Raw genomic sequence first — 20,158 nt, 5'->3', positions numbered from 1 at the left:
CCATGAGCCTGAATGCGGTGACGATCCAGTTGTCCAGGAGTCCTTGTGCAGCAAGACGGCGGGGCCCGCGCGCGCGGGCTCGCTTCCAGACCGCGCCGATGGACAGACCATGAGCCTTCCCGCCCGCTTTCCGGACCGCCGCGCCTTTCTCGCCGGACTGTTGCTGGCCACCCAGGCCGCGGCCGCGCCTCGGACCCAGCTCACGCCGTCGCCGAGGCCTCCGGTGGTCACCGTGCTGGGCGACTCGATCACCGCCGGCCTGGGCCTGCCGGCCAGGGACGCCATGCCCGCCCAGCTGCAGGCGGCCCTGACCCGCATGGGCGTCCTGGCCACCGTGCGGGCCGCGGGGGTGTCGGGCGACACCAGCGGCGGCGGCCTGGCGCGGGTCAATTTCAGCGTCGCGCCGGACACCGCCCTGTGCGTCGTGGCGCTGGGCGGCAACGACCTGCTGCAGGGGATCGAGCCCCGCGTCACCAAGGCCAACCTGAGGGGCATCCTGCAGAGCCTGCGCCAACGGCGGATCGGGATCGTCCTGGTCGGGGTCGGCGCGCCGCCGCTGATCGGCGCGGCCTACGCCCGCGAGTTCAACGCCCTCTACCCGGCCCTGGCGCGGGAGTTCTCGGTCCCGCTCTACGCCAACATCCTGGCCGGCGTCGGCGGGTCGCGGCAGCTGATGCAGGGCGACGGCATCCATCCCAATGCGGCCGGCGCGCGGATCATCGGCGGCAAACTGGCGCCGTTGGTGGCCCAGGCGCTGAAGACGATCCCCACCCAGACGGCGGCTAGGTGAAGAACTCGACGGCCACCAGCACCACGCCGGCGATCCACACGGTCTCGAAGACCATCAGCGCCACGGGCCGCCAGCCGGCGGTCATCAGGTCCTTGAACGAGGTCTTCATGCCCAGGCCCGCGATGGCCGTGACCAGGCACCAGCGGGAGATCTCGTTGGCGGCGTCGGTGACCGGCTTGGCCAGCCAGCCAAGGCTGTTGACGATGACCAGGGCGGCAAAGCCGACCAGGAACAGCGGCACGGTCGCCTTGGCGCCCCCGGCCGCGCCTGGTCCCATGCGGGCGACGACGAAGGCGATGGTGAAGACCACCGGCAGCAGCATGGTCACCCGCAGCAGCTTCACATAGGTGGCCACGTCGCCGGTGTGGGGCGAGATCATGTAGCCGGCCCCGACCACCTGGGCGACGTCGTGGATGGTGCCGCCCAGGAAGATCCCCGCCCGGGTGTGGTCCAGATGCAGGGCCGCGGTCAGCAGCGGATAGGTGATCATGGCGATGGTCGACAGCGCCGTGACCGTGACGACGGCCAGGATCGTGTCGCGCTCGGCGTCCTTGCCGCGCGGCAGGACCGAGGCGATGGCCAGGGCCGCCGAGGCCCCGCAGATGCCGACCGCCCCGCCCGACAGCACGCCGAAGCTGGACCTCAGGCCCATCCGCCTGGCCAGGAACGCGCCCAGGCCGATGGTCGAGCCGATGCCGACGATGACCGTGACGATCGGCGTCAGGCCCAGGCCCAGGATCTGGCTGGCGGTGATCCGCGCGCCCAGCAGGGCGACGCCGAAGCGCAACACGGCCTTGGACGAGAACTCGATGCCGGGGATGCAGCGGCCTTCCTGGTGCAGGAAGTGGAAGGTCATGCCAAACAGCAGGGCGAACAGCATCACCGGCGCGCCGTAGTGCTGGGCCAGCCACTGCGAGGCCAGCGCGATGGTCACCGCCACCAGCACGCCGGGATAGAGCTTGATCAGCGCCGATTGACCCGGGAGGCGGGTCGCGCCCTTGGCGGCGGCGGCCGGCTCCGGTCGCGACAGCCCCTCCATGCCCTCCAGCGACTGGAAGAGCGCCCGCGCGGCGGCGGTGTCGGTGTCGAGGTCGGAGTTCATCGTCGGGCCCTGAACCGGCGAGTCGCGCCGGTCACCGGCGATCGAGACCCGATGCGAGGGAAGCCGACAAGGAAAATCGGCGCCGGACGCCTACGCCTGCACCGCAGGACAGGGCTCGGGCTGGTTTCTGAACGGCGGCTAACGAAAGCCTCACAACGCGTTCAGCCGCCGCCCCGCAAAAGGTGACCGTGGCCGCAAGATCCGCGGCGTGGAACGGAATGATGGTTATGTCGGCATCTCTTCGCGTGGTTACGGCCGGTCAGCGGGCGAAGGTGGCGGTGGAGTCGACCGCCGGCCTGAGCGAGCGGATCCAGCACCTTCAGGCCGAGGCCAAGCGCCTGGCCTCAGCCCATATCGACGCCTTGCGGGCCAGCATGCTCGAGACCCAGCGGATCGCCGACGAGATCGCCAACGGCGGCGAGGCCTATCCCGCCGGCGTCCGCGATCTCGCCCGCCGCCTGGGCGAGGACAACGCCGCCCGGGCGATGACCATCCAGGGCATAGTCTCGCGCCTTTGAGATCGGCGTCTTCTCCGTCGTCCCCGGCTTGCGGGCCCGGGACGACGGAGAGGCGGCGATGCTAGAGCTCGCGCCCGCCGCCGCTGACGATGGGCTCGGGCTGGTGGGCCGCGTGGCTGGGCGCCGCGTGCTGGTGCTTGAACATCCGGTCGACAATCTTGCTGGACCAGTTCTTGAGCTTGTCCATGAACACGAACACCACCGGGATGTAGAGCAGCGACAGGAAGGTCGAGGTGATCAGGCCGCCGATGACCGCGATGGCCATCGGGGCGCGGAACTCGGTGTCGGCGCCGAAGCCCAAGGCCACCGGCATCATGCCCGCCGCCATGGCGACGGTGGTCATGATGATCGGCCGGGCCCGCTTGTGGGCGGCGTCGAGCAGGGCCTCGCGGCGGGTCATGCCGCCCTTCATGGCCATGATCGCGTATTCGACCAGCAGGATCGAGTTCTTGGCCGCGATGCCCAGCAGCATCAGGATGCCGATCAGGGTCGACATCGAGAAGCTGCTCTTGACCAGCACCAGCAGGCCGAACGCGCCGCCGATCGCCAGGGGCAGGGCGGCCATGATGGTCACCGGGTGGGCGAAGCTGCGGAACAGCAGCACCAGGACGACGTACATCAGGAGGATGCCGGTCACGAGGGCGGCGACGAAGCCGGTGACCATCTCTTGGATGAACTCGGCGTCGCCCGCCGCCACTTCCTTGACGCCCTGCGGCAGGTTCTTGACCGAGACCAGGGCGTGGACCCGCTTGCTGGCCTCGCCGACCACGATGCCGTCGAGCTCGGCGGTGATCTCGGCCACCCGCGAGCGGTCCTGGCGCGAGATCTGCGACGGACCGGCGCCATAGCGCACGTCCGCCACCGCGTTCAGCGGCACCGAACCGCCGTGGCTGGACGGAACCTTGAGGGTCTCCAGCACCGACATGTTCTCGCGGGCGTCGTCGGTCAGGCGCAGTCGGATCGGCACCTGGCGGTCGCCCAGATTGTACTTGGGCAGGGACTGGTCGATGTCGCCGATCGTGGCCACCCGCACGGCCTGGGAGATCGCCCCGGCCGAGACCCCGGCCCGCGCGGCCTGGTCGGGCTTGGGCGAGACGATGATCTCCGGACGGGCGATCGCCGCCGTGTTGACCACGTTGGCCAGGCCGGGAACGGTGCGCATCTGGGACTCGACGGCGCGGGCGGCGGCTTCCAGCTGCGGGCCGTTGTCGCCGACCAGCCGCAGGGTGTAGCTGGAGCCGTCGCTGGGGCCGCCGCCGTTGTTGCTGCCGGCCCCGATCCGCGCGCCGGGGATCGCCTTGAACTGGTCGACCATCAGGCGGCTGAAGTCACGCTGGCTCATCCGCTCGCCCTTGGGCGTGAGGTCGGCGGTCAGCTCGGCCTTGTTGACCCCGTCATTGCCGACCGAGGCGTAGACTCCGGTGACTTCGGGACGGGCCAGCAGGGCGCGGGTCATGCGTTGGGCGATGGCGTCGGTCTCGTTCAGCGTGGCGCCGGGGGGCAGCTCGACGCTGAATGGCGCACGGCCGCGGTCGGCCGCCGGCTGGAACTCGAACGGCAGGCGCGTGGCCAGGAAGACGGTGCCGATCAGCATCGGAATGGCCAGCAGGGCCACGATGATCTTGTGCGACAGCGCCCAGTCCAGGCTCTTCAGATAAGGACCCATCCACGCCGGGTCCTTGTCGGGCTTGTGATGCGCCTTGAGCATGTAGGCGCCCATCAGCGGCGTCAGCATGCGGGCGACCACCAGCGAGAACAGCACCGAGACGCAGGCCGCCAGGGCGAAGGCCTTGAAGAACTGGCCGATGATCCCGGGCATGAAGCCGACGGGGGCGAACACCGCCACGATGGTGAAGGTGGTGGCCACGACGGCCAGGCCGATCTCGTCGGCCGCCTCCATGGCAGCGTGATAGGGCGACTTGCCCCCGCGCATGTGGCGGACGATGTTCTCGATCTCGACGATGGCGTCGTCGACCAGGATGCCGACGGTCAGCGACAGGGCCAGCAGGGTGACGCCGTTCAGGGACTGACCCAGCGGCGCCATGACCGCGAAGGTCGGGAACAGCGACAGCGGGATGGCCACGGCCGCCAGGAAGGTGGCGCGCCAGTCGCGCAGGAACAGCAGCACCACCAGCACCGCCAGCAGGGCGCCCAGGCCCAAGGCCTCCAGCGAGGCGTAGTAGCTCTCCTCGATATATTTCACGTTCGAGGTCAGCTCGACGATCTTCAGCTCGGGGTGGGCCTTGTCGAGCTTCTCCACCTCCTTGCGGACCTTCTCGGCGACCTTGACTTCGGAGGCGCCGCGCGAGCGGACCATGTTGAAGGTGACCACTTCCTGGTTGTTGAAGCGCGCCTGGTTGCGCGGTTCGGCCCAGTGGTCGGTGACCTCGCCCAGGTCGCCCAGGCGCACGGTCTCGCCGTTGTTGAGCTGGACGCGGGTCTCGCGCAGCTGGTCGACCGTGTTGGCCGCGCCCAGGGTGCGGATGGCCCGCTCCGAGCCGGAGACGGTCACGCGGCCGCCCGGCAGGTCGGCGTTGGCCGATTGCAGAGCCTGGCTGACCTCGGCCGCCGTCACGCCGCGCGCGGCCAGGCGGTCGGGATCCAGCGCCACCTGGATCTCGCGGGTGACGCCGCCCTGGCGGTTGACCTCGCCGATGCCCTTGATGGCCAGCAAGGCGCGGCTGACATCGTGGTCGACGAACCAGCTGCGTTGCTCAGGCGTCAGGGTCGGGGCCTGGACCACGTAGGTGATCAGCGGATTGCCCGAGATGTCGATGCGCGTGACGTTGGGGATCTGCATGTCCTGCGGCAGCGAGCTCTGCAGGTTGGACATGGCGTTGCGGACGTCGTTGGTGACCCGCTCGTGGTCGACGCCCAGCTCGAACTCGATGAAGGTCGACGAAAAGCCGTCGCCGACGGTGGAGCTGATGTGACGCACCTGGCCCAGGCCGGCGATCGAGTCCTCGATCAGGCGCGTGACCTGGGTCTCCAGCTCGGTCGGCGCGGCGCCGGGGCGCGAGGCGTTGACGACCACCAGCGGCAGGTCGACGTCCGGATTGTCGTTGATCCGCATGCTGCCGAAGCCGGAGATCCCGGCGATGGTCAGCAGCACGAACAGCAGCAGGACGGGGATCGGGTTCTTGATCGCCCAGCGCGAGATGTTGTTGGCGTTGGGGCTCGGATTGTCCATCGCGATCCCCTAGCGCTTGGCGGCGACGGTGGACGAGCCCGCCGTGGCCGCGGCGATGCGCACCGCGTCGTTGTCGCCCAGGAAGCCCGCCCCGTCGACCACCACGCGCTCGCCGGCGTTCAGGCCCTCGGCGGAGGTCTGGTCGGTGTTGCGCGCCAGGATGTCGATGCGGCGGAAGCGGGCGTGGTTGCTGGCGTCGACCACGAACACCCCCGGCTGGTTCTGGCGATAGAGGATGGCGGCGGTCGGGATGGTCGGGGCGGGGCGATTGCCGGCCGCGATCTGGGCGCGGGCGAACATGCCTGAGCGGAAGCCGCCGCCGGGCGCCAGGCTGATGCGGGCCAGGCCGACCCGGGTCTGGGCGTTGACCTCGGAGGTGACGATGCGGACCGTGCCCGCCGTCTGGCCGACCTGGTCGGAGGTGACGGTGGCCGGCATGCCGGCCTTGACGGACAGCAGGTCGGCTTCGGGAATCTCGGCGTCCAGCTCCAGGCGGCCGTCGCGAACGATGCGGAACAGCTCGGTACCGGCGGTGACGATCTGGCCCTTGGTGACGCTGCGGCGGCTGATCAGGCCCGAGACCGGCGCGCGGATGGCGGCCTGGCCCAGGCGGGCGATCGTTTCGTTCCGGGAAGCGTCGGCGGAGGCTAACTGGGCGGCGGCGGTCTGCTGGCGGGCGATCGCGGTGTCGAGCGAGGCTTGGGACAGATAGCCCTTGGCCTGCAGTTCGCGCGAGCGGCCCAGGGCGGCCTGGGCCTCGGCCAGGGTGGCCTTGGCGCTGGCCACGGCGGCTTCCTGCTGGTGCAGCTGGGCGCGCAGCATGGTGTCGTTCAGGGCGACCAGGATCTGGCCCTGGCGCACGAGCTGGCCCTCGTCGGCGTTGACCGCCACGGCGGTCAGGCCGCCGGTCTCGGCCCCGACCGGCACCTCTTCCCAGGGCGTGACGGTGCCCGAGGCGTTGATGATTCGCGGCAGCGACTGGATGGTCACGGCGGCGACGCTGACGGTCTGGCTGGCGGTCAGGGAGGGCTTGGGCGTCTTGGCCTTGGCCTTGTCGCCATGGTCGCACCCCGACAGCCCCAGGGCGCCGATGCAGAGCACCAGCGGCAACGCCGTCGAACGCAGGTCGCGCCTATAGATCCGTTGATGCACGACCACCTCAGCTCCGATGATTTGAACAGCCACCGCCTTCTAACCGAGAAACGCCGTTCACCGGATTAAATGATCGTAAGGAGAGCAAACGGCGTCAGGCGAACTCGCTCGGCTCCGATTTCGGGCGTCTCCCGGCGTTCCAGGCCCCGACCAGGAGCGCGCCCATCACCAGATCGCTGATCAGGCTGCCGGCTACATAGTAGGCGCGGGGAAAGATCTCGCGGTCGATGGCGGCGGCCAGATGGATCAGGGCCGCGACGCCCTGGAACGCCGTCGCCGCCATGGTCCACCAGCGGTCCGTGGTCAGGGCCAGGTAGAGCAGGACCGCCAGCAGGAGGATGTCGACGACCAGCACGCCGGTCTGGACGCCGAGGGCCTGTTGATCGACCTGCACAAGAGGACTGGCGAACCACGCCGCGGCCATCGCCGCGGCCGCGGCCCGCTCGACCCAGCGCCCGCGCCAGACGGCCAAGCCGCAACAGGCCAGCAGCAGGGCGAGGCTGAACAGCTGGTCGGGAGTCTGGACGTACATCGGCGGAGTTCCGGGGCGGGGCCGGCGGCGAGTCGAGGCCGAAGGATAGTCCGATCCGCGGCGGAAGCCGATCCTTGAAGGTGCGGGCCCGATCATGTGTGGGGGTGAATGACCGGGCCCGCGGCGCGAGGCCTGAGCGGGGAGGGGTCAGGCGACTTCGCGCGTCGTCGGCACGGCCCGAAGGCTGCCGACCAGGAAGGCGGGGGGCTTCTTGCCGCCGCCGCCGAAGGAAACAGCCGAGAGGCCGATGTCGTGCTGGGCCTTGCTGAGGCCCACGTGGGTTTCGAGGATGTTCTGCCGGGCCACGCCCAGGGCGCGCATCGTCTCGATGGCGCTGATCAGGGCCTCCTGGCCGACCATCACCGAGAGATTGGCGGCCTCGCGCGAAGTCGGCATCAGGGTCGTCAGGGCGGCGGTGCTGGCGATGGCCGCATCGATGGCCTTCTCGGCGGCGAACAGGGCCTCGGCGACGGCCTCGGCGGCCTCGCGACGTTCCTTGAGCATGACGATTCTCCTCGCGCCGCGAACACGGCGCGTCATCCGGGGTGAAGTTTGGAGAGCGTTCGGGCCGCGACGACCTAGAACAGCCCCTGGAGAGCGTGCAGGCCGGCGAGCAGGGAGCCGAACGCGAAAGCGGTCGCGAGCATCAGGGCGGCGATGAAGGCCAGCCGTTGGCCGAGCGTCAGGTCATTGGGGCCTCCCCAAGGTCCGATCGGCCGGAAGGCAGGAAGCTCTCGTCCATCAGGGCTCCCGCCACGCAAAGGATCTCGCGCAGCACCATTTCCGGCGGCTTGAAACTGGCCTGCTTGCGCGTCGCGCTGACCAGGTCCGACGCCATCAGGGCGTTCTGGGCGGTCGCCGCCAGACTGGCGAGCTGACGTTCCAGTTCCGTCCAGGTGAAGGGCGGCGCCAGGTCGTCCTGCGAGTTCAGGGTCGGCCAGGCCTTGTGAAAGTTCAGGGCGTCGCGGCGGAGGCCGATCGCCTGGTTGATCGCATCCTTCTGGGAGTCCGTGAGTGGCGGCACGTGCTGTTCCTTCCTCGATGTCGCGACCTTCGGCCCGACGGCCGGAGGAGCGCGAAACCTCGACGAGGTCAGGAGACCCGGAGGAAGGGACGGAGGCTAGCCCCGCCGCGTCGGACCCCGACGCGATCGGAGGGGGCGAGGGGCAGGACCAAGACGGAGCCGTCAGGCCGCGGCGGGAGATCAGGCGGGCGGCCTCGTAACGGTCGGCGGCCCCCAGACGACGCCGCGCCTTGTCCAGGTGCCAGTCGACGGTGTGCTTGGAGAGGCCGAGGCGGCGGGCGATTTCCTTGGAGCTGAGATGCTCGTCCACGAGACTCAGGCAGGCGCGCTCGCGCTCGGTCAGCCGGTCCATGCCGCTCACTGTCTGGTCCAAGCCATCGGCCCCCACGGTCATGAGGCAATTGTATTCCGACGGCGCTCCACCGCAAGATGCAGTCAGCCTTTGGGCAGATCCGAAACGGCCAGGCTGGACGAGACCTTCCACAGGTCGATCGCGCCCTCGATGGCGTGGCGGTCGATCTGGCCCAGTTCCTCGGGCGTGAAGCCCAGGGTGTTCAGCGCGGCCAGGGAGTCTTCCAGCTGGGCCACGGTGCGCGCGCCGATCAGGGCCGAGGTGACGCGGGGGTCGCGCAGCACCCAGGCCAGGGCCATCTGGGCCAGGCTCTGGCCGCGCGCCTGGGCGATCTGGTTCAGCGCCTGGATGCGGGCCAGGTTGTCGGCGCTGAGCAGGTGGCCGCCCAGCGAGCCCTCGCGGGCCGCGCGGGAGTCCTGGGGCACGCCGCCCAGGTACTTGTTGGTCAGCATCCCTTGGGCCAGGGGCGAGAAGGCGATGCAGCCCACGCCCAGGTCCTCCAGGGCGTCCAGCAGTTCGTCCTCGATCCAGCGGTTCAGCATCGAATAGGACGGCTGGTGGATCAGCAGCGGCACGCCTTCCGACTTCAGGATCGCGACGGCCTGGCGGGTCAGTTCCGGCGAATAGGAGGATATGCCCACGTACAGCGCCTTGCCCTGACGGTGCAGGTGGGCCAGGGCGCCCATGGTCTCCTCCAGCGGCGTCGTCGGATCGACCCGGTGCGAGTAGAAGATGTCGACATAGTCCAGCCCCATGCGCTTGAGGCTCTGGTCGCAGCTGGCGATGAGGTACTTGCGCGAGCCGCCGATCCCCCCGTACGGGCCTGGCCACATGTCCCAGCCGGCCTTGGTGGAGATCACCAGCTCGTCACGATGGGCGGCGAAGTCGCTGGCCATGACCTTGCCGAAGTTCTCCTCGGCCGAGCCGTAGGGCGGGCCGTAATTGTTGGCCAGGTCGAAATGGGTGACGCCCAGGTCGAACGCGCGGCGCAGGATGGCGCGACCCGTTTCGAACACGTCGGCGCCCCCGAAGTTCTGCCACAGGCCCAGCGAGATCGCCGGCAAGTCCAGCCCGCTGCGGCCGGTGCGGCGATAGGGCATGGCGTCATAGCGGGTCGGGGCGGCGACGTAGGGCTTCTGCACGGGAAGGTTCCTGTGTGGAGGGGGCGCGGACTGGACGCATGGCTTGGAAAACCAAGCTTGTCATCCCACTCTTCTGTTCGTCGGTCGTTACGCTCTATCGCGGGACCAGCGCCTTGCGGATCGGCTCGACCCAGGCGTCCTTGCCGATGTCGTAGGCGATGAAGTCGCTGTCGAACTGCCAGTAGGCCCAGGCCCAGCCGCGGGCCTCGGCCTCGCGGGCGGCGGCGGCGGTGTAGGCGGCGCGCGAGGCCATGTCGCCCTTGTCGTAGGCGCCGAACTCGCCCAGCAGCATGGGCCGGCCATGGGCCTTGGCCCAGGCCTGGACGCCGTCGAAGTCGGCCTTCATCCGCTGGCGCTCGGCGTCCGTGCCCCAGGTCACGCCGGTCTTGGGCGTGGCCGGATTCCACGAGGCGCCCTGATGGGTGAACTCCATGGGCAGGTAGTAGTGGACGGTGGCGATCAGGTGGCGATCGCCTTCCGGCAGCTTCAGCTGGTCGAGGTGGCTGATATTGTTCCAGAAGGCGGGGCCGACCACGACATTGCGCGTGGGATTGGTCGCCCGCACGACTGGCAGGAGCTCGGCGACCCAGGCGTTCCAGACCTCGTCGGTGAGGCCCTTGCAGGGCTCGTTCAGCAGTTCGAACACCACTTGGTCCGGCGCGTCCCTGTAGTGTTCGCCGATCTGCTTCCAGAAGGCGACCAGCTTGGGTTTGCAGACCGCAGGATCCTCGCCGCAGACATTGAAGTCGTGCTCGTCGAGAATGACCGTCAGCTTCTGGGCCAGGGCGGCGTCGACGACTTGGTCCAGGGTCTTCAGCCAGGCGGGGTCCAGCCGGTTGTCGGCGTCCATGTGCTCAAAGGCGTGCAGGTTCAGCCGCACCGTATTGAAGCCGCCGTCCTTGATCGTCTTGAAATGCCGCATCTGGAAGCGGCCCTTGGCCGGATCCTTCCACAGCGGATCATAGCCCAGGACGTTGACCCCTCGGGTCATGGTCCTGACCTGGTCCAGCGGGGAGATCTCGCGCGCCGCGGCGGGCAAGGCGATCAAGGCTGAGGCTAGGCCCAGGGCGGCCAGGGGACGGATCAGGGCCTGGAGGGTTTTGACCATGGCGTTTCCTCGAGCAGCCTCTGCGGGCTGTGGTCTGACAACGTTGTCAGTCTTAGCCTGAAGTCGCGCGTGCGCAAGACCGATCCAGCGGGGCGGGCCGATCAGGCGTCGCGGCGAGCGGCTTCCGACTCGGTCTCGGGCGAGGCGGCGCGGATCAGGTCCAGAACATCGACCAGGATCACCTGCATGGCCTTCTGCGCCGCCTCGGCGTCGCGGGCGAAGATGGCGCTGGCCACGTCCTCGTGCGACGGGATCGAGGCGGTGCGGCCCTTGATGCGGTTGGTGAAGCGGATCGAGATCCGCAGGGCGGTGTTCACCAGCTCGTGCAGGTCGCGATAGAACGGGTTCTTGGTGGCGTTGAGGATCGCCACGTGGAAGGCGATGTCGGCCGTCAGCGGGTCGTCCTCGCCCTCGGCCGCGGTCTTCATGCGATCCAGCGCCTTGCGGATGCCGTTCAGCCCCGCCTCGTCGGCGTTGCGAGCGGCGAGGCCTGCGGCGGCGGGCTCGATGCCCAGGCGCATCTCGGTGAACTCGGCCAGCAGGCGCAGGGAGAACTTGCGCTCCAGCATCCAGCGCAGGACGTCAGGATCCAGCAGGTTCCACTCGTTCTCGGGCTCGACCACCGTGCCGTGGCGGGGGCGGGCGCTGAGCAGGCCCTTGGCGGTCAGCATCTTGACCGCTTCGCGCGTGACCGTCCGGCTGGCGCCGAACTGCTTTGACAACTCGCCCTCGGTCGGGAAGCCGACTTGAGCGTATTCCCCCGTGACGATGGCCTGTCCCAGGGACTCGACGAGTCCATAGGTCAGACTGAGGCCTGGCTGCGTACGGATCACCAAGTTATCGCCCCCAAAACGCTTCTCGAACCGGTCGTCGGAATAGGTCTGACCTTGTGTAGCGTGCTTCGTCCACGCCCGGAACAATCATGTCAAAGATGAAAGCCTCGCCACGACAACCGTGGCGAGGCCTTCGGGCTCAGGTCTGGGCGGCCTTCAGCCGAAACACCGCCGAAATCCTCACCACCAAAGAGCGTAGAGGACGATCAGGATGACGATCACGCCCAGGCCCGCGATGTTGAAGCCGGTGGTGGTCTTGTAGCTGACGCCTTCCAGCGACACGACATTGACCTCCTTCTTCTGGGGCGCGACCAGCGAGACGATGATCGCCGCGGCCAGGGTCAGCAGGAAGACCAGGCCCACGCGGTTCATGAACGGGATCACGAAAACGCCCGCCTTGTCGGCCACGAAGAAGGCGCCCGACAGGGCCGCGCCGCCGATCGCGGCCACCAGGGCCGAGGCGGTGGTGGCGCGCTTCCAGAACAGGCCCAGCATGAAGATCACCACGATGCCGGGGGTGAAGAAGCCGGTGAAGTCCTGGATGAACTGGAAAGCCTGCTCGGCCTTGCCCAGCAGCGGCTTGGCCATGACGATGCCGACGATCACCGCGACGACGGCGGTGATCCGGCCCACGGTGACCAGGTGGCGCTCGCTGGAGCCGGTCCTGACCTTGGCGTAGACGTCCAGAGTGAAGATCGTGGCGATCGAGTTGATCTTGGCGGCCAGCGACGCGACGATCGCGGCGACCAGGGCCGAGAACACGACGCCCAGCACGCCGGGCGGCAGCAGCTTCATCATCTCGGGATAGGCCTGGTCGGGCTTGGCCAGGCCCGGCGCCAGCACCAGGGCGGCGATGCCCGGCAGCACCACGATCACCGGCATCAGCAGCTTCAGATAGGCGGCCAGGGCGATGCCTTTCTGGGCCTCGGCGATGTCCTTGGCGCCCAGGGCGCGCTGGATGATGTACTGGTTGAAGCCCCAGTACGAGACGTTCATCACCCACAGGCCGCCGAACAGCACCGAGAGGCCCGGCAGGTCCTTGTAGTGCGGGTTGTCCTTGCTGAGGATCATGTCGAACTTGTCAGGGAACTGGGTGGTCAGGTGGTTGAAGCCGGCCAGCAGGTCGCCGTGGCCGATCTTGGTCAGCGACAGGAAGACGATGATCAGGCCGCCGGTGATCAGAAGGGCCACCTGGACGATGTCGGTCAGAGCCACGGCCTTCAGCCCGCCCCACAGCTGATAGGCCAGGGCGAACACGCCGATGATCACCAGGGCCTGCATCTGGTCGATGCCCGCCACGGTGTGGATGGCGATCGAGCCCAGCCACAGGATCGAGGTCAGGTTCACGAAGATGTAGAGCACCAGCCAGAACACGGCCATCACGTTGCGGACGCTGGGTCCGTACCGCTGCTCCAGGAACTGCGGCATGGTGCTGATGTTGTTCTTCAGGAAGATCGGCAGGAAGAACTTGCCGACGATCAGCAGGGTCAGGGCCGCCATCCATTCGTAGGAGGCGATCGCCAGGCCCAGGGCGTAGCCCGAGCCGCTCATGCCGATGATCTGCTCAGCCGAGATGTTGGCGGCGATCAGCGAAGCGCCGATCGCCCACCAGGGCAGGGCCTTGCCGGCCAGGAAGTAGTCGGTGGAGTCCTTCTGGTGGCCGCCCTTGTCGCGGCTGACCCACTGGGCCAGGCCGAAGATGGCGACGGCGTAGATCGCCAGGATGACGAAATCGATGGTTCTCACTGGGGTCCCCCCTTTAGGGCCGGCTTCTTTATCGTTGCTGCGCGTCCGTTACCGCGCGGTCTGTTCTGCCCAGGCCGCGACCAGGGTCCTGGCCCGCTGGCCAACCTCCTCGGCCGTGTAGCCCGGGCGATAGAGTTCGCCGCCGACGCCGATGCCGGCCACGCCGGCCTCGATCCACGGCTTCAGATTGGCCGCGCCGACTCCGCCGACGGCGTAGACCGCGATGTCCTTGGGCAGCACGTCGCGCACCGCCTTGATGTGACCGAAGCCGTAGGTGCCGGCCGGATAGAGCTTCAGCGCGCGGGCCCCGGCCTTGACGGCGACGAAGGCCTCGCTGGGCGTGGCGAAGCCGGGCATGACGGTCAGGCCCAGGCCCACGGCGTGCGAGATGACCGCGGCGTCGGTGTTGGGGGTGACGATCAGCTTGCCGCCGACGCCCGCCACCTGGTCGACCGCTTCCGGCGACAGGACCGTCCCCGCGCCGCAGAGCACCTGGTCACCGAACGCGGCGCACAGCTTGCCTATGGTCACCAGTGGGTCGGGCGAGTTCAGCGGCACCTCGATGGCCTCGATCCCGGCCTCGACCAGGGCCGCGGCGATGTCGAGGATTTCGTCGTGCTTGACGCCGCGCAGGATTGCGACGATCGGCGGAGTCGCCTTGGGGGTGGTGTTAGGCAAGGACGTGAACTCCACTGTTCTGGGCTGGCGACAAGGTTGAAAGACCGGCCAGGACGGCGGAATCGCCGTCGACGGCTACGCAGGAACCGCCATGGGCGGCGATGGCCTGGGCGTAGAGAGCGCCGAGGGCCGGGGCTCCGATCAGCGATACCTGGCCCAGGTCGCCGAACCAGCTGGCGGTGGCCGCGACGTCGCTTCCGATCAGCAAGCCCGACAGGAAGCCCATGGCTTCGTCCTTGGGCAGGTTGTCCAGAAGTTGCCGGCTGCGGGTCTCGAAGATCAGGTGCGCTAGGCGCGCGGGGCCCTGTTCGATGATCCGGGCGACGCCGCGGGCGAACCCTTCCGGCGATTCGGGGCCGTCTCCGGGGGCGGCCTTGGCGAGGATCGAGTGCTCGCGCAGCAGGGCGTACAGCTCGCCGACCGGGGCGGTCAGGAAGCTGGTGATCGCGCCGTCCTCGACCACGACCCACTTGGTGTGGGTGCCGGGCAGGGCCAGCAGATGGCGGCCCTTGGCCAGGTCCGGGTTCAAGGCCAGGGCGCCCAGGATTTGGGTCTCCTCGCCGCGCATCACGTCCGGCCCGCCCAGGGCGTTGCGGCACGACAGGCCCGGCACGATGGCGACCGACAGGCCGTCGGCGTCGATATGCAGCAGCCGCTGGCGGATGTCGGCGGCGTTGGCGGGGCAGGGGGCGTAGGCGGCTTCCTGCCAGCCGTTGCGCGAGCCGACCATGCCGCACAGCAGGGCCATCGAAGGCTTGGCCTCGCGCCAGTCGCCGACCAGCTCCAGGAAGGTCTCGCGGGGCGAGGCCTTGAGCGCGCCGATGCCCGGCCCGTCGCGGCGGTCCAGCACGCTCTTGCCCTGGCGCAGATAGAGCCGCAGGCGCGAGGTGCCCCAGTCGCCGAAGATCGTGATCGAACTGTCCATGGGGTTCATCTAGTGCGACTCGCGGGTGACGACCGAGCCGCTGGCGCCGACCAGGAAGTCCAGGTCCGCGCCCTTGTCGGCGCCCAGCACGTGGTCGATGTAGAGCTTGGCGTAGCCCCGGGTCGCCTTGGGCGCCGGCGGATTGGCGCGCCAGACGGCCAGACGGCTGGCCAACTCCTCGTCGGAAATCAGCAGGTTCAGCGACCGGGAAGGGCCGTCCAATGCGATCTCGTCGCCATTGCGCACCACGGCCAGCGGGCCGCCGGCGTCGGATTCCGGCGAGACGTGCAGGATCACCGTGCCGAACGCGGTGCCGCTCATCCGCGCGTCGCTGATGCGGACCATGTCCTTGACGCCCTTCTCCAGCAGCTTGGTCGGCAGGGGCATGTTGCCCACTTCCGGCATGCCCGGATAGCCCTTCGGGCCGCAGCCCTTGAGCACCAGGATCGAGCTGGCGTCGACGTCCAGCGTCGGATCGTCGATGCGGGCGCGGAAGTCCTCGATGGTCTCGAAGACCACGGCCTTGCCCCTGTGGCTGCACAGCTCGGGGCTGGCGGCGCTGGGCTTCATCACCGCGCCGCCGGGGGCCAGGTTGCCGCGCAGCACCCAGATGCCGCTGTCGGGCTTCACCGGCGCCTCGACGCTGCGGATGACCTCGGCGTTGAACACCTCGGCCTTCTCGTACTGCTCGCCGATCCGCACGCCCGAGACGGTAAGGGCCTCGGGATTCAGGAACGGGGCCATCTGCTTCATTACCGCCGGCAGGCCGCCGGCGTAGTGCAGGTCTTCCATCAGGAAGCGGCCCGACGGCTGCAGGTCGACCAGCAGCGGCACGTCGCGCGACAGGTTGTCGAAGTCCTCGAGGCTCAGCTCGACGCCCAGCCGGCCGGCCAGGGCCAGCAGGTGGACCACGGCGTTGGTCGAGCCGCCGATGGCGGCATGCACGCGCAGGGCGTTCTCGAAGGCGGCGCGGGTGGCCACCTGCGACATGGTCAGGCCGTCATGCACCATGCGCACGATGGTGCGGCCGGTGTGGTGGGCCATGGCCGCCCGCCGGGCGTCCACGGCGGGAATGGAAGCGTTGTAGGGCAGGCACATGCCCATGGCTTCCACGATGGCCGCCATGGTCGAGGCGGTGCCCATGGTCATGCAGGTGCCGGGCGAGCGGCTCATGCCGCTCTCGGCCGACATGAACTCCGGCAGGGTCATCTCGCCGGCCCGCACGGCCTCGGAGAACTTCCAAACGTCGGTGCCCGAACCGATGTCCTTGCCGCGGAACTTGCCGTTCAGCATCGGGCCGGTCGAGACGACGATGGTGGGCAGGTCGACGCTGGCCGCGCCCATCATCTGGCCCGGCGTGGTCTTGTCGCAGCCGCCCAGCAGCACGACGCCGTCGATCGGATTGCCGCGAATCGACTCCTCGACGTCCATGGCCAGCAGGTTGCGGAACAGCATCGCCGTCGGCCGCATCTGGGTCTCGCCCAGCGACATCGCGGGGAATTCCAGCGGCAGGCCGCCCGCTTCCCACACGCCGCGCTTCACGTGTTCGGCCAGGTCGCGCAGGCCGGCGTTGCAAGGGGTGATCTCCGACCAGGTGTTGCAGATGCCGATCACCGGTCGGCCGTCGAACACATCGTCCGGCAGGCCCTGGCTCTTCATCCAGCTGCGATGGATGAACCCGTCGCGATCCAGCTTTCCATAGCTGTGGCCGCTACGGAATCGGCCGCCCCCGTTTCCCTGACTCATGACCCGCCCTAACGCCGCGGCCGAGCCGCCCGAAATTGGTTCGCTCATTTATAGTATTATAATGATGATCGCAAACGCCTGGGACGCTGTGACGCATTGCGCAGAACGACCTGAGGCTGTGATTCTCCAAGCGGTACGCGGGTTTGCTGCAAGGCCTGTGGCCCAAAAGTCGCCCTGGCTTGCCGAAATGATAGCGCTATCAATTTCAGCTTGTCAGTCTGAATTATATGACTAAAGGTCCAAAACAGATCGTGTGACTGCCTGGTGCAGCGCACGTCACCGACGCCTTCGAGAGCGTCGGGACGGATCTCATCTGGGGGAAGGAAACCGGAATGTCGTCTCGCAATACCCGTCGTAACGCCATGCTCATGGGCGCGTCAGCGCTCGTCATCTGTGGGGCTCTGCCCGCCATCGCCGCCGCTCAGACGGCCGCCGCTCCCGCGCAGGGCGTGGACACGGTCGAAGAGGTCGTGGTCACCGGCATCCGCGCCAGCCTGAAGTCGGCGCAGGAAATCAAGCGCAACTCCGAGCAGATCGTCGACTCGATCACCGCCCAGGACATCGGCGCTCTGCCCGACCGCAGCGTCTCCGAAGCCCTGCAGCGCATCCCGGGCGTCACGCTCCAGCGCACCAACGAAAACCGCGACCCGGCCCGCCTGGCCTCGGAAGGCGGCGGCGTGTTCATCCGCGGCCTCTCGTGGGTCCGCAGCGAAACCAACGGCCGCGACATCTTCTCAGCCAACAATGGCCGCGCCCTCTCGTTCGAAGACGTGTCCGCCGACCTGCTGGCCGGCGTCGACGTGTACAAGAACCCGTCGGCGGAACTGATCGAAGGCGGCATCGGCGGCATCGTCAACCTGCGCACCCGCAAGCCCTTCGACTCCAACAAGCGCCTGCTGGCCTTCTCGGCCGACTACAACTACGCCGACCTGCGCGACAAGGGCTTCGCGTCCGGCAACGTGCTCTATAGCGACCGTTGGAGCACCAATATCGGCGAGATCGGCCTGCTGCTGTCAGGCAGCATCGGCAATATCGGCAACCGCACCGACAGCATCCAGACCGGCCGCTTTGAAGAGCGCACGCTGACCGCCAATGACAATCCCGCCGCGGTGGGCAAGTCCGTGGGCGACAAGGTTTACATCCCCAACTCGATCGGCTGGCGCCGGATCGACTGGCAGCAGAAGCGCACGGCCTTCGCCGGCGCCCTGCAATGGCGTCCGAACGACCAGTGGGAAGCCACCTTCCAGATGCTGACCGCCAAGGCCGACCCGCACGACATCGAGCGCGCCCTGGGCGACACCGATGGCGGTTACGCCGCCACGGGCCCAGGCTTCAAGTACGACAGCCAGGGCTCGATCACCAACGGCACGATCAACAACTTCCACCTGACCGCCGACACCCGGTACGGCGAACAGCACAAGAAGACCGAAGACTACGGCTTCAACCTGAAGTTCACGCCGAACGACCGCTGGGCCTTCAGCGCCGACGCCCAGTACGTCAAGTCGCACGCCTCGGTCCTGAGCATGACGGCGTTCACGCAGATGGACCCGACGGTGCCGTCCAGCCTGACGTTCGACATCTCAGGCGACGATCCTGTCCTGAAGCTGAACCAGGCCACCGACACCACGCGGACCCAAGCCGCCTACTGGTGGGCGGCGGCGATGGACCACATCGAGGACAACAGCGCCGACTCCAAGGCCCTGCGCGCCGACGCCGAATATACTTTCGAGGACGACAGCTGGCTGAAGTCGTTCCGCTTCGGCGTGCGCGGCACGGACAAGACCTCGCTCACCCGTCAGACGGGCTGGAACTGGGGTCTGCTGAGCAACCAATTCTGGCTCAACAACGCCAACACCGTCTATCTGAACGGGACGGGCTATGACGCCACGCACCAGAGCCCGAACCTGCCGCTGCAGTCCGAGCTGGTCAACTACAACGACTTCTTCCGCGGCAAGGTGCAGCTGCCCGGCGTTGGCTGGTTCCCGGCCGAAGGTCTGGTCAGCAATGGCGCGGCCCACGCCTATGGCTATCTGCAGAACACCCAGAGCGCCGGCTGGGGCTGGGCGCCTCTGACCGAGGCCAGCTACGCCAATTCCTCGCCGGCCGGCGACAACCCCAATGGCGGCACCAACAGTCAGGGCGAAAAGACCAAGGCCATCTACGCCTTGCTGCGCTTTGGCCATGACGAAACGCCGCTGGGCCGCATGGACGGCAATGTCGGCGTCCGCGTGGTGAAGACCGAAGTGAACGGCGGCGACCAGATTATCAAGGTCGCCTCTCTTCAAGGGACCCCGGGCGCCTGCGCCGCGGTGACCCCGGCCATCTCGTGCACGGCCTTTAACAACGCCTACGCCTTCACCCAGGGCGGCTCGATCGCCGGCGGTTCGTCGTCGAACAGCTATACGGACGTGCTGCCCAGCGCCAACGTGCGGTTCTTCCTGAAGGATGACCTCCAGTTCCGTCTGGCCGCGGCCAAGGCGATCGTCCGGCCGACCTTCAGCCAGATGCAGTCCTACACGAACCTTAGCTTCAACTTCGAAGCGGATGGTTTCACGCCGAAGGCCATCGATCCGCGGAGCGGCAGCGGCGGCAACCCGCTGCTGAAGCCGACCAAGTCGAACCAGTTCGACGCCAGCCTGGAGTGGTACTTCAACCCGGCGGGCAGCCTGACGTTTGCGACGTTCTACAAGGACATCTCGAACTATATCTTCATGGGCAACGCGACCGAGAGCTACACCTCGGGCGGCCAGACCTATTCGTTCCTGGTCAGCCGCAACATGAACGGCTCCAGCGGCACGATCAAAGGCTTCGAGCTGGCCTACACCCAGTTCTACGACTTCCTGCCAGGGCCGCTCAGCGGCCTGGGCCTGCAGGCCAACTTCACCTATGTGGACAGCAACGGCGGCAAGAACACCGCGGTCAACCTCAACGAGTCGGCGCAGGTGGCCGGCGCCGCGGACCAGACCCTGCCGCTCGAGGGCCTGTCCAAGACCAGCTACAACGTGACGCTGCTATATGAAAAGTACGGCGTCTCGGCGCGGCTGGCCTACAACTGGCGCGAGCGTTACCTGCTGACCACCTCGGCGGCCAACATCCAGCGGCCGGTCTGGTCGGAAGACTACGGTCAGCTGGACGGGTCGGTCCTCTACTCGCTCACCCCGCAGTACAAGATCGGCATCCAGGCGACCAACATCCTCAACGCCCGGACCTATCTGGACGTGGGCGGTGCGAACCTGGCCCCGCGCTATAGCTGGACTGACACCGATCGCCGCGTCGCGGTGCTCCTGCGCGCCAGCTTCTAGGACTGAGACGTTCCGGCG

16 protein-coding genes and 1 pseudogene are annotated in these 20,158 nt (G+C 68.1%); 3 read left to right on the top strand and 14 right to left on the bottom strand.

Translation table 11 applies throughout. From position 1 onward, the window contains the following. Nucleotides 1–109: 109 nt before the first annotated feature. Nucleotides 110–790, top strand: coding sequence for an arylesterase (locus tag G3M57_RS17005; RefSeq protein WP_163231893.1), 681 nt, complete (start codon nt 110–112; stop codon nt 788–790). Here the strand turns inward: G3M57_RS17005 and G3M57_RS17000 are convergent. Further along, nucleotides 783–1,892, bottom strand: a complete 1,110-nt coding sequence (locus G3M57_RS17000) for a YeiH family protein (RefSeq protein WP_082564814.1) — start codon at nt 1,890–1,892, stop codon at nt 783–785. The genes G3M57_RS17005 and G3M57_RS17000 overlap by 8 nt on opposite strands. A 227-nt stretch (nt 1,893–2,119) precedes the next feature. Between G3M57_RS17000 and G3M57_RS16995 the strand changes: the two genes are divergently transcribed. Further along, complete coding sequence (locus tag G3M57_RS16995) at nt 2,120–2,410, top strand: hypothetical protein (RefSeq protein WP_156402437.1); 291 nt, start codon at nt 2,120–2,122, stop codon at nt 2,408–2,410. A gap of 61 nt (nt 2,411–2,471) precedes the next feature. Here the strand turns inward: G3M57_RS16995 and G3M57_RS16990 are convergent, their stop codons facing one another. The 13 genes and pseudogenes from G3M57_RS16990 to G3M57_RS16935 all read right to left on the bottom strand — a co-directional run bounded on the left by G3M57_RS16990 (nt 2,472) and on the right by G3M57_RS16935 (nt 16,838). After that, on the bottom strand, nt 2,472–5,600 hold the full coding sequence (locus G3M57_RS16990) for an efflux RND transporter permease subunit (protein WP_056762698.1): 3,129 nt from the start codon (nt 5,598–5,600) through the stop codon (nt 2,472–2,474). Nucleotides 5,601–5,609: 9 nt separating this feature from the next. Continuing rightward, on the bottom strand, nt 5,610–6,758 hold the full coding sequence (locus G3M57_RS16985) for an efflux RND transporter periplasmic adaptor subunit (protein WP_230983656.1): 1,149 nt from the start codon (nt 6,756–6,758) through the stop codon (nt 5,610–5,612). Nucleotides 6,759–6,846: 88 nt separating this feature from the next. After that, complete coding sequence (locus G3M57_RS16980) at nt 6,847–7,284, bottom strand: hypothetical protein (protein WP_163231891.1); 438 nt, start codon at nt 7,282–7,284, stop codon at nt 6,847–6,849. A gap of 147 nt (nt 7,285–7,431) precedes the next feature. After that, a complete protein-coding gene (locus tag G3M57_RS16975) occupies nt 7,432–7,788 on the bottom strand; it encodes a hypothetical protein (RefSeq protein WP_156402436.1) in 357 nt (118 codons plus the stop codon). 178 nt (nt 7,789–7,966) lie between these two features. Beyond that, nucleotides 7,967–8,308: a hypothetical protein gene (locus G3M57_RS27545; RefSeq protein WP_056762695.1), complete on the bottom strand. Its 342-nt coding sequence runs from the start codon at nt 8,306–8,308 to the stop codon at nt 7,967–7,969. Between the two features lie 193 nt (nt 8,309–8,501). Continuing rightward, nucleotides 8,502–8,660: pseudogene (locus tag G3M57_RS27540) on the bottom strand (helix-turn-helix domain-containing protein); the annotation flags it as partial. An 83-nt stretch (nt 8,661–8,743) separates the two neighbouring features. Continuing rightward, nucleotides 8,744–9,760 carry an L-glyceraldehyde 3-phosphate reductase gene (gene mgrA, locus G3M57_RS16965; protein WP_056762956.1) on the bottom strand — a complete coding sequence of 339 codons (1,017 nt, stop codon included), beginning with the start codon at nt 9,758–9,760 and terminating at the stop codon, nt 8,744–8,746. 136 nt (nt 9,761–9,896) lie between these two features. Then, entirely contained in the window at nt 9,897–10,910 is a 1,014-nt protein-coding gene (locus G3M57_RS16960) for a glycoside hydrolase family 5 protein (protein WP_188916133.1), read from the bottom strand. 101 nt (nt 10,911–11,011) lie between these two features. Further along, nucleotides 11,012–11,740, bottom strand: a complete 729-nt coding sequence (locus tag G3M57_RS16955) for a FadR/GntR family transcriptional regulator (protein ID WP_056762950.1) — start codon at nt 11,738–11,740, stop codon at nt 11,012–11,014. Nucleotides 11,741–11,923: 183 nt separating this feature from the next. Then, the gene (locus tag G3M57_RS16950; RefSeq protein ID WP_163231887.1) at nt 11,924–13,489 is read right to left on the bottom strand and encodes a sodium/sugar symporter; all 1,566 of its coding nucleotides are present in this window, start codon (nt 13,487–13,489) and stop codon (nt 11,924–11,926) included. A 48-nt stretch (nt 13,490–13,537) separates the two neighbouring features. Then, nucleotides 13,538–14,167, bottom strand: coding sequence for a 2-dehydro-3-deoxy-6-phosphogalactonate aldolase (locus G3M57_RS16945; RefSeq protein ID WP_056762693.1), 630 nt, complete (start codon nt 14,165–14,167; stop codon nt 13,538–13,540). Continuing rightward, nucleotides 14,160–15,092, bottom strand: coding sequence for a 2-dehydro-3-deoxygalactonokinase (locus G3M57_RS16940; protein WP_056762947.1), 933 nt, complete (start codon nt 15,090–15,092; stop codon nt 14,160–14,162). Before G3M57_RS16940 ends, G3M57_RS16945 begins: the two co-directional genes overlap by 8 nt. 9 nt (nt 15,093–15,101) lie before the next feature. Next, nucleotides 15,102–16,838 carry an IlvD/Edd family dehydratase gene (locus G3M57_RS16935; RefSeq protein WP_163231885.1) on the bottom strand — a complete coding sequence of 579 codons (1,737 nt, stop codon included), beginning with the start codon at nt 16,836–16,838 and terminating at the stop codon, nt 15,102–15,104. Between the two features lie 332 nt (nt 16,839–17,170). Between G3M57_RS16935 and G3M57_RS16930 the strand changes: the two genes are divergently transcribed. Next, nucleotides 17,171–20,140, top strand: a complete 2,970-nt coding sequence (locus G3M57_RS16930; protein WP_163231883.1) for a TonB-dependent receptor — start codon at nt 17,171–17,173, stop codon at nt 20,138–20,140. Nucleotides 20,141–20,158: the final 18 nt, after the last annotated feature.

The organism is Caulobacter rhizosphaerae, from assembly GCF_010977555.1.
Lineage (GTDB): Bacteria > Pseudomonadota > Alphaproteobacteria > Caulobacterales > Caulobacteraceae > Caulobacter > Caulobacter rhizosphaerae.
Note: the sequence above shows the minus strand (reverse complement) of the source record. Positions and strands in the feature narration are given on the sequence as shown.

Bases quoted from the DNA above. Each gene is read 5' to 3' on its own strand.
- G3M57_RS17000 (WP_082564814.1), bottom strand. From the start codon at position 1,892: ATGAACTCCGACCTCGACACCGACACCGCCGCCGCGCGGGCGCTCTTC.
- G3M57_RS17005 (WP_163231893.1), top strand. From the start codon at position 110: ATGAGCCTTCCCGCCCGCTTTCCGGACCGCCGCGCCTTTCTCGCCGGA.
- mgrA (WP_056762956.1), bottom strand. From the start codon at position 9,760: ATGCCCTATCGCCGCACCGGCCGCAGCGGGCTGGACTTGCCGGCGATC.
- G3M57_RS16960 (WP_188916133.1), bottom strand. From the start codon at position 10,910: ATGGTCAAAACCCTCCAGGCCCTGATCCGTCCCCTGGCCGCCCTGGGC.
- G3M57_RS16990 (WP_056762698.1), bottom strand. From the start codon at position 5,600: ATGGACAATCCGAGCCCCAACGCCAACAACATCTCGCGCTGGGCGATC.
- G3M57_RS16930 (WP_163231883.1), top strand. From the start codon at position 17,171: ATGTCGTCTCGCAATACCCGTCGTAACGCCATGCTCATGGGCGCGTCA.
- G3M57_RS16940 (WP_056762947.1), bottom strand. From the start codon at position 15,092: ATGGACAGTTCGATCACGATCTTCGGCGACTGGGGCACCTCGCGCCTG.
- G3M57_RS16995 (WP_156402437.1), top strand. From the start codon at position 2,120: ATGTCGGCATCTCTTCGCGTGGTTACGGCCGGTCAGCGGGCGAAGGTG.
- G3M57_RS16935 (WP_163231885.1), bottom strand. From the start codon at position 16,838: ATGAGTCAGGGAAACGGGGGCGGCCGATTCCGTAGCGGCCACAGCTAT.
- G3M57_RS16980 (WP_163231891.1), bottom strand. From the start codon at position 7,284: ATGTACGTCCAGACTCCCGACCAGCTGTTCAGCCTCGCCCTGCTGCTG.
- G3M57_RS16975 (WP_156402436.1), bottom strand. From the start codon at position 7,788: ATGCTCAAGGAACGTCGCGAGGCCGCCGAGGCCGTCGCCGAGGCCCTG.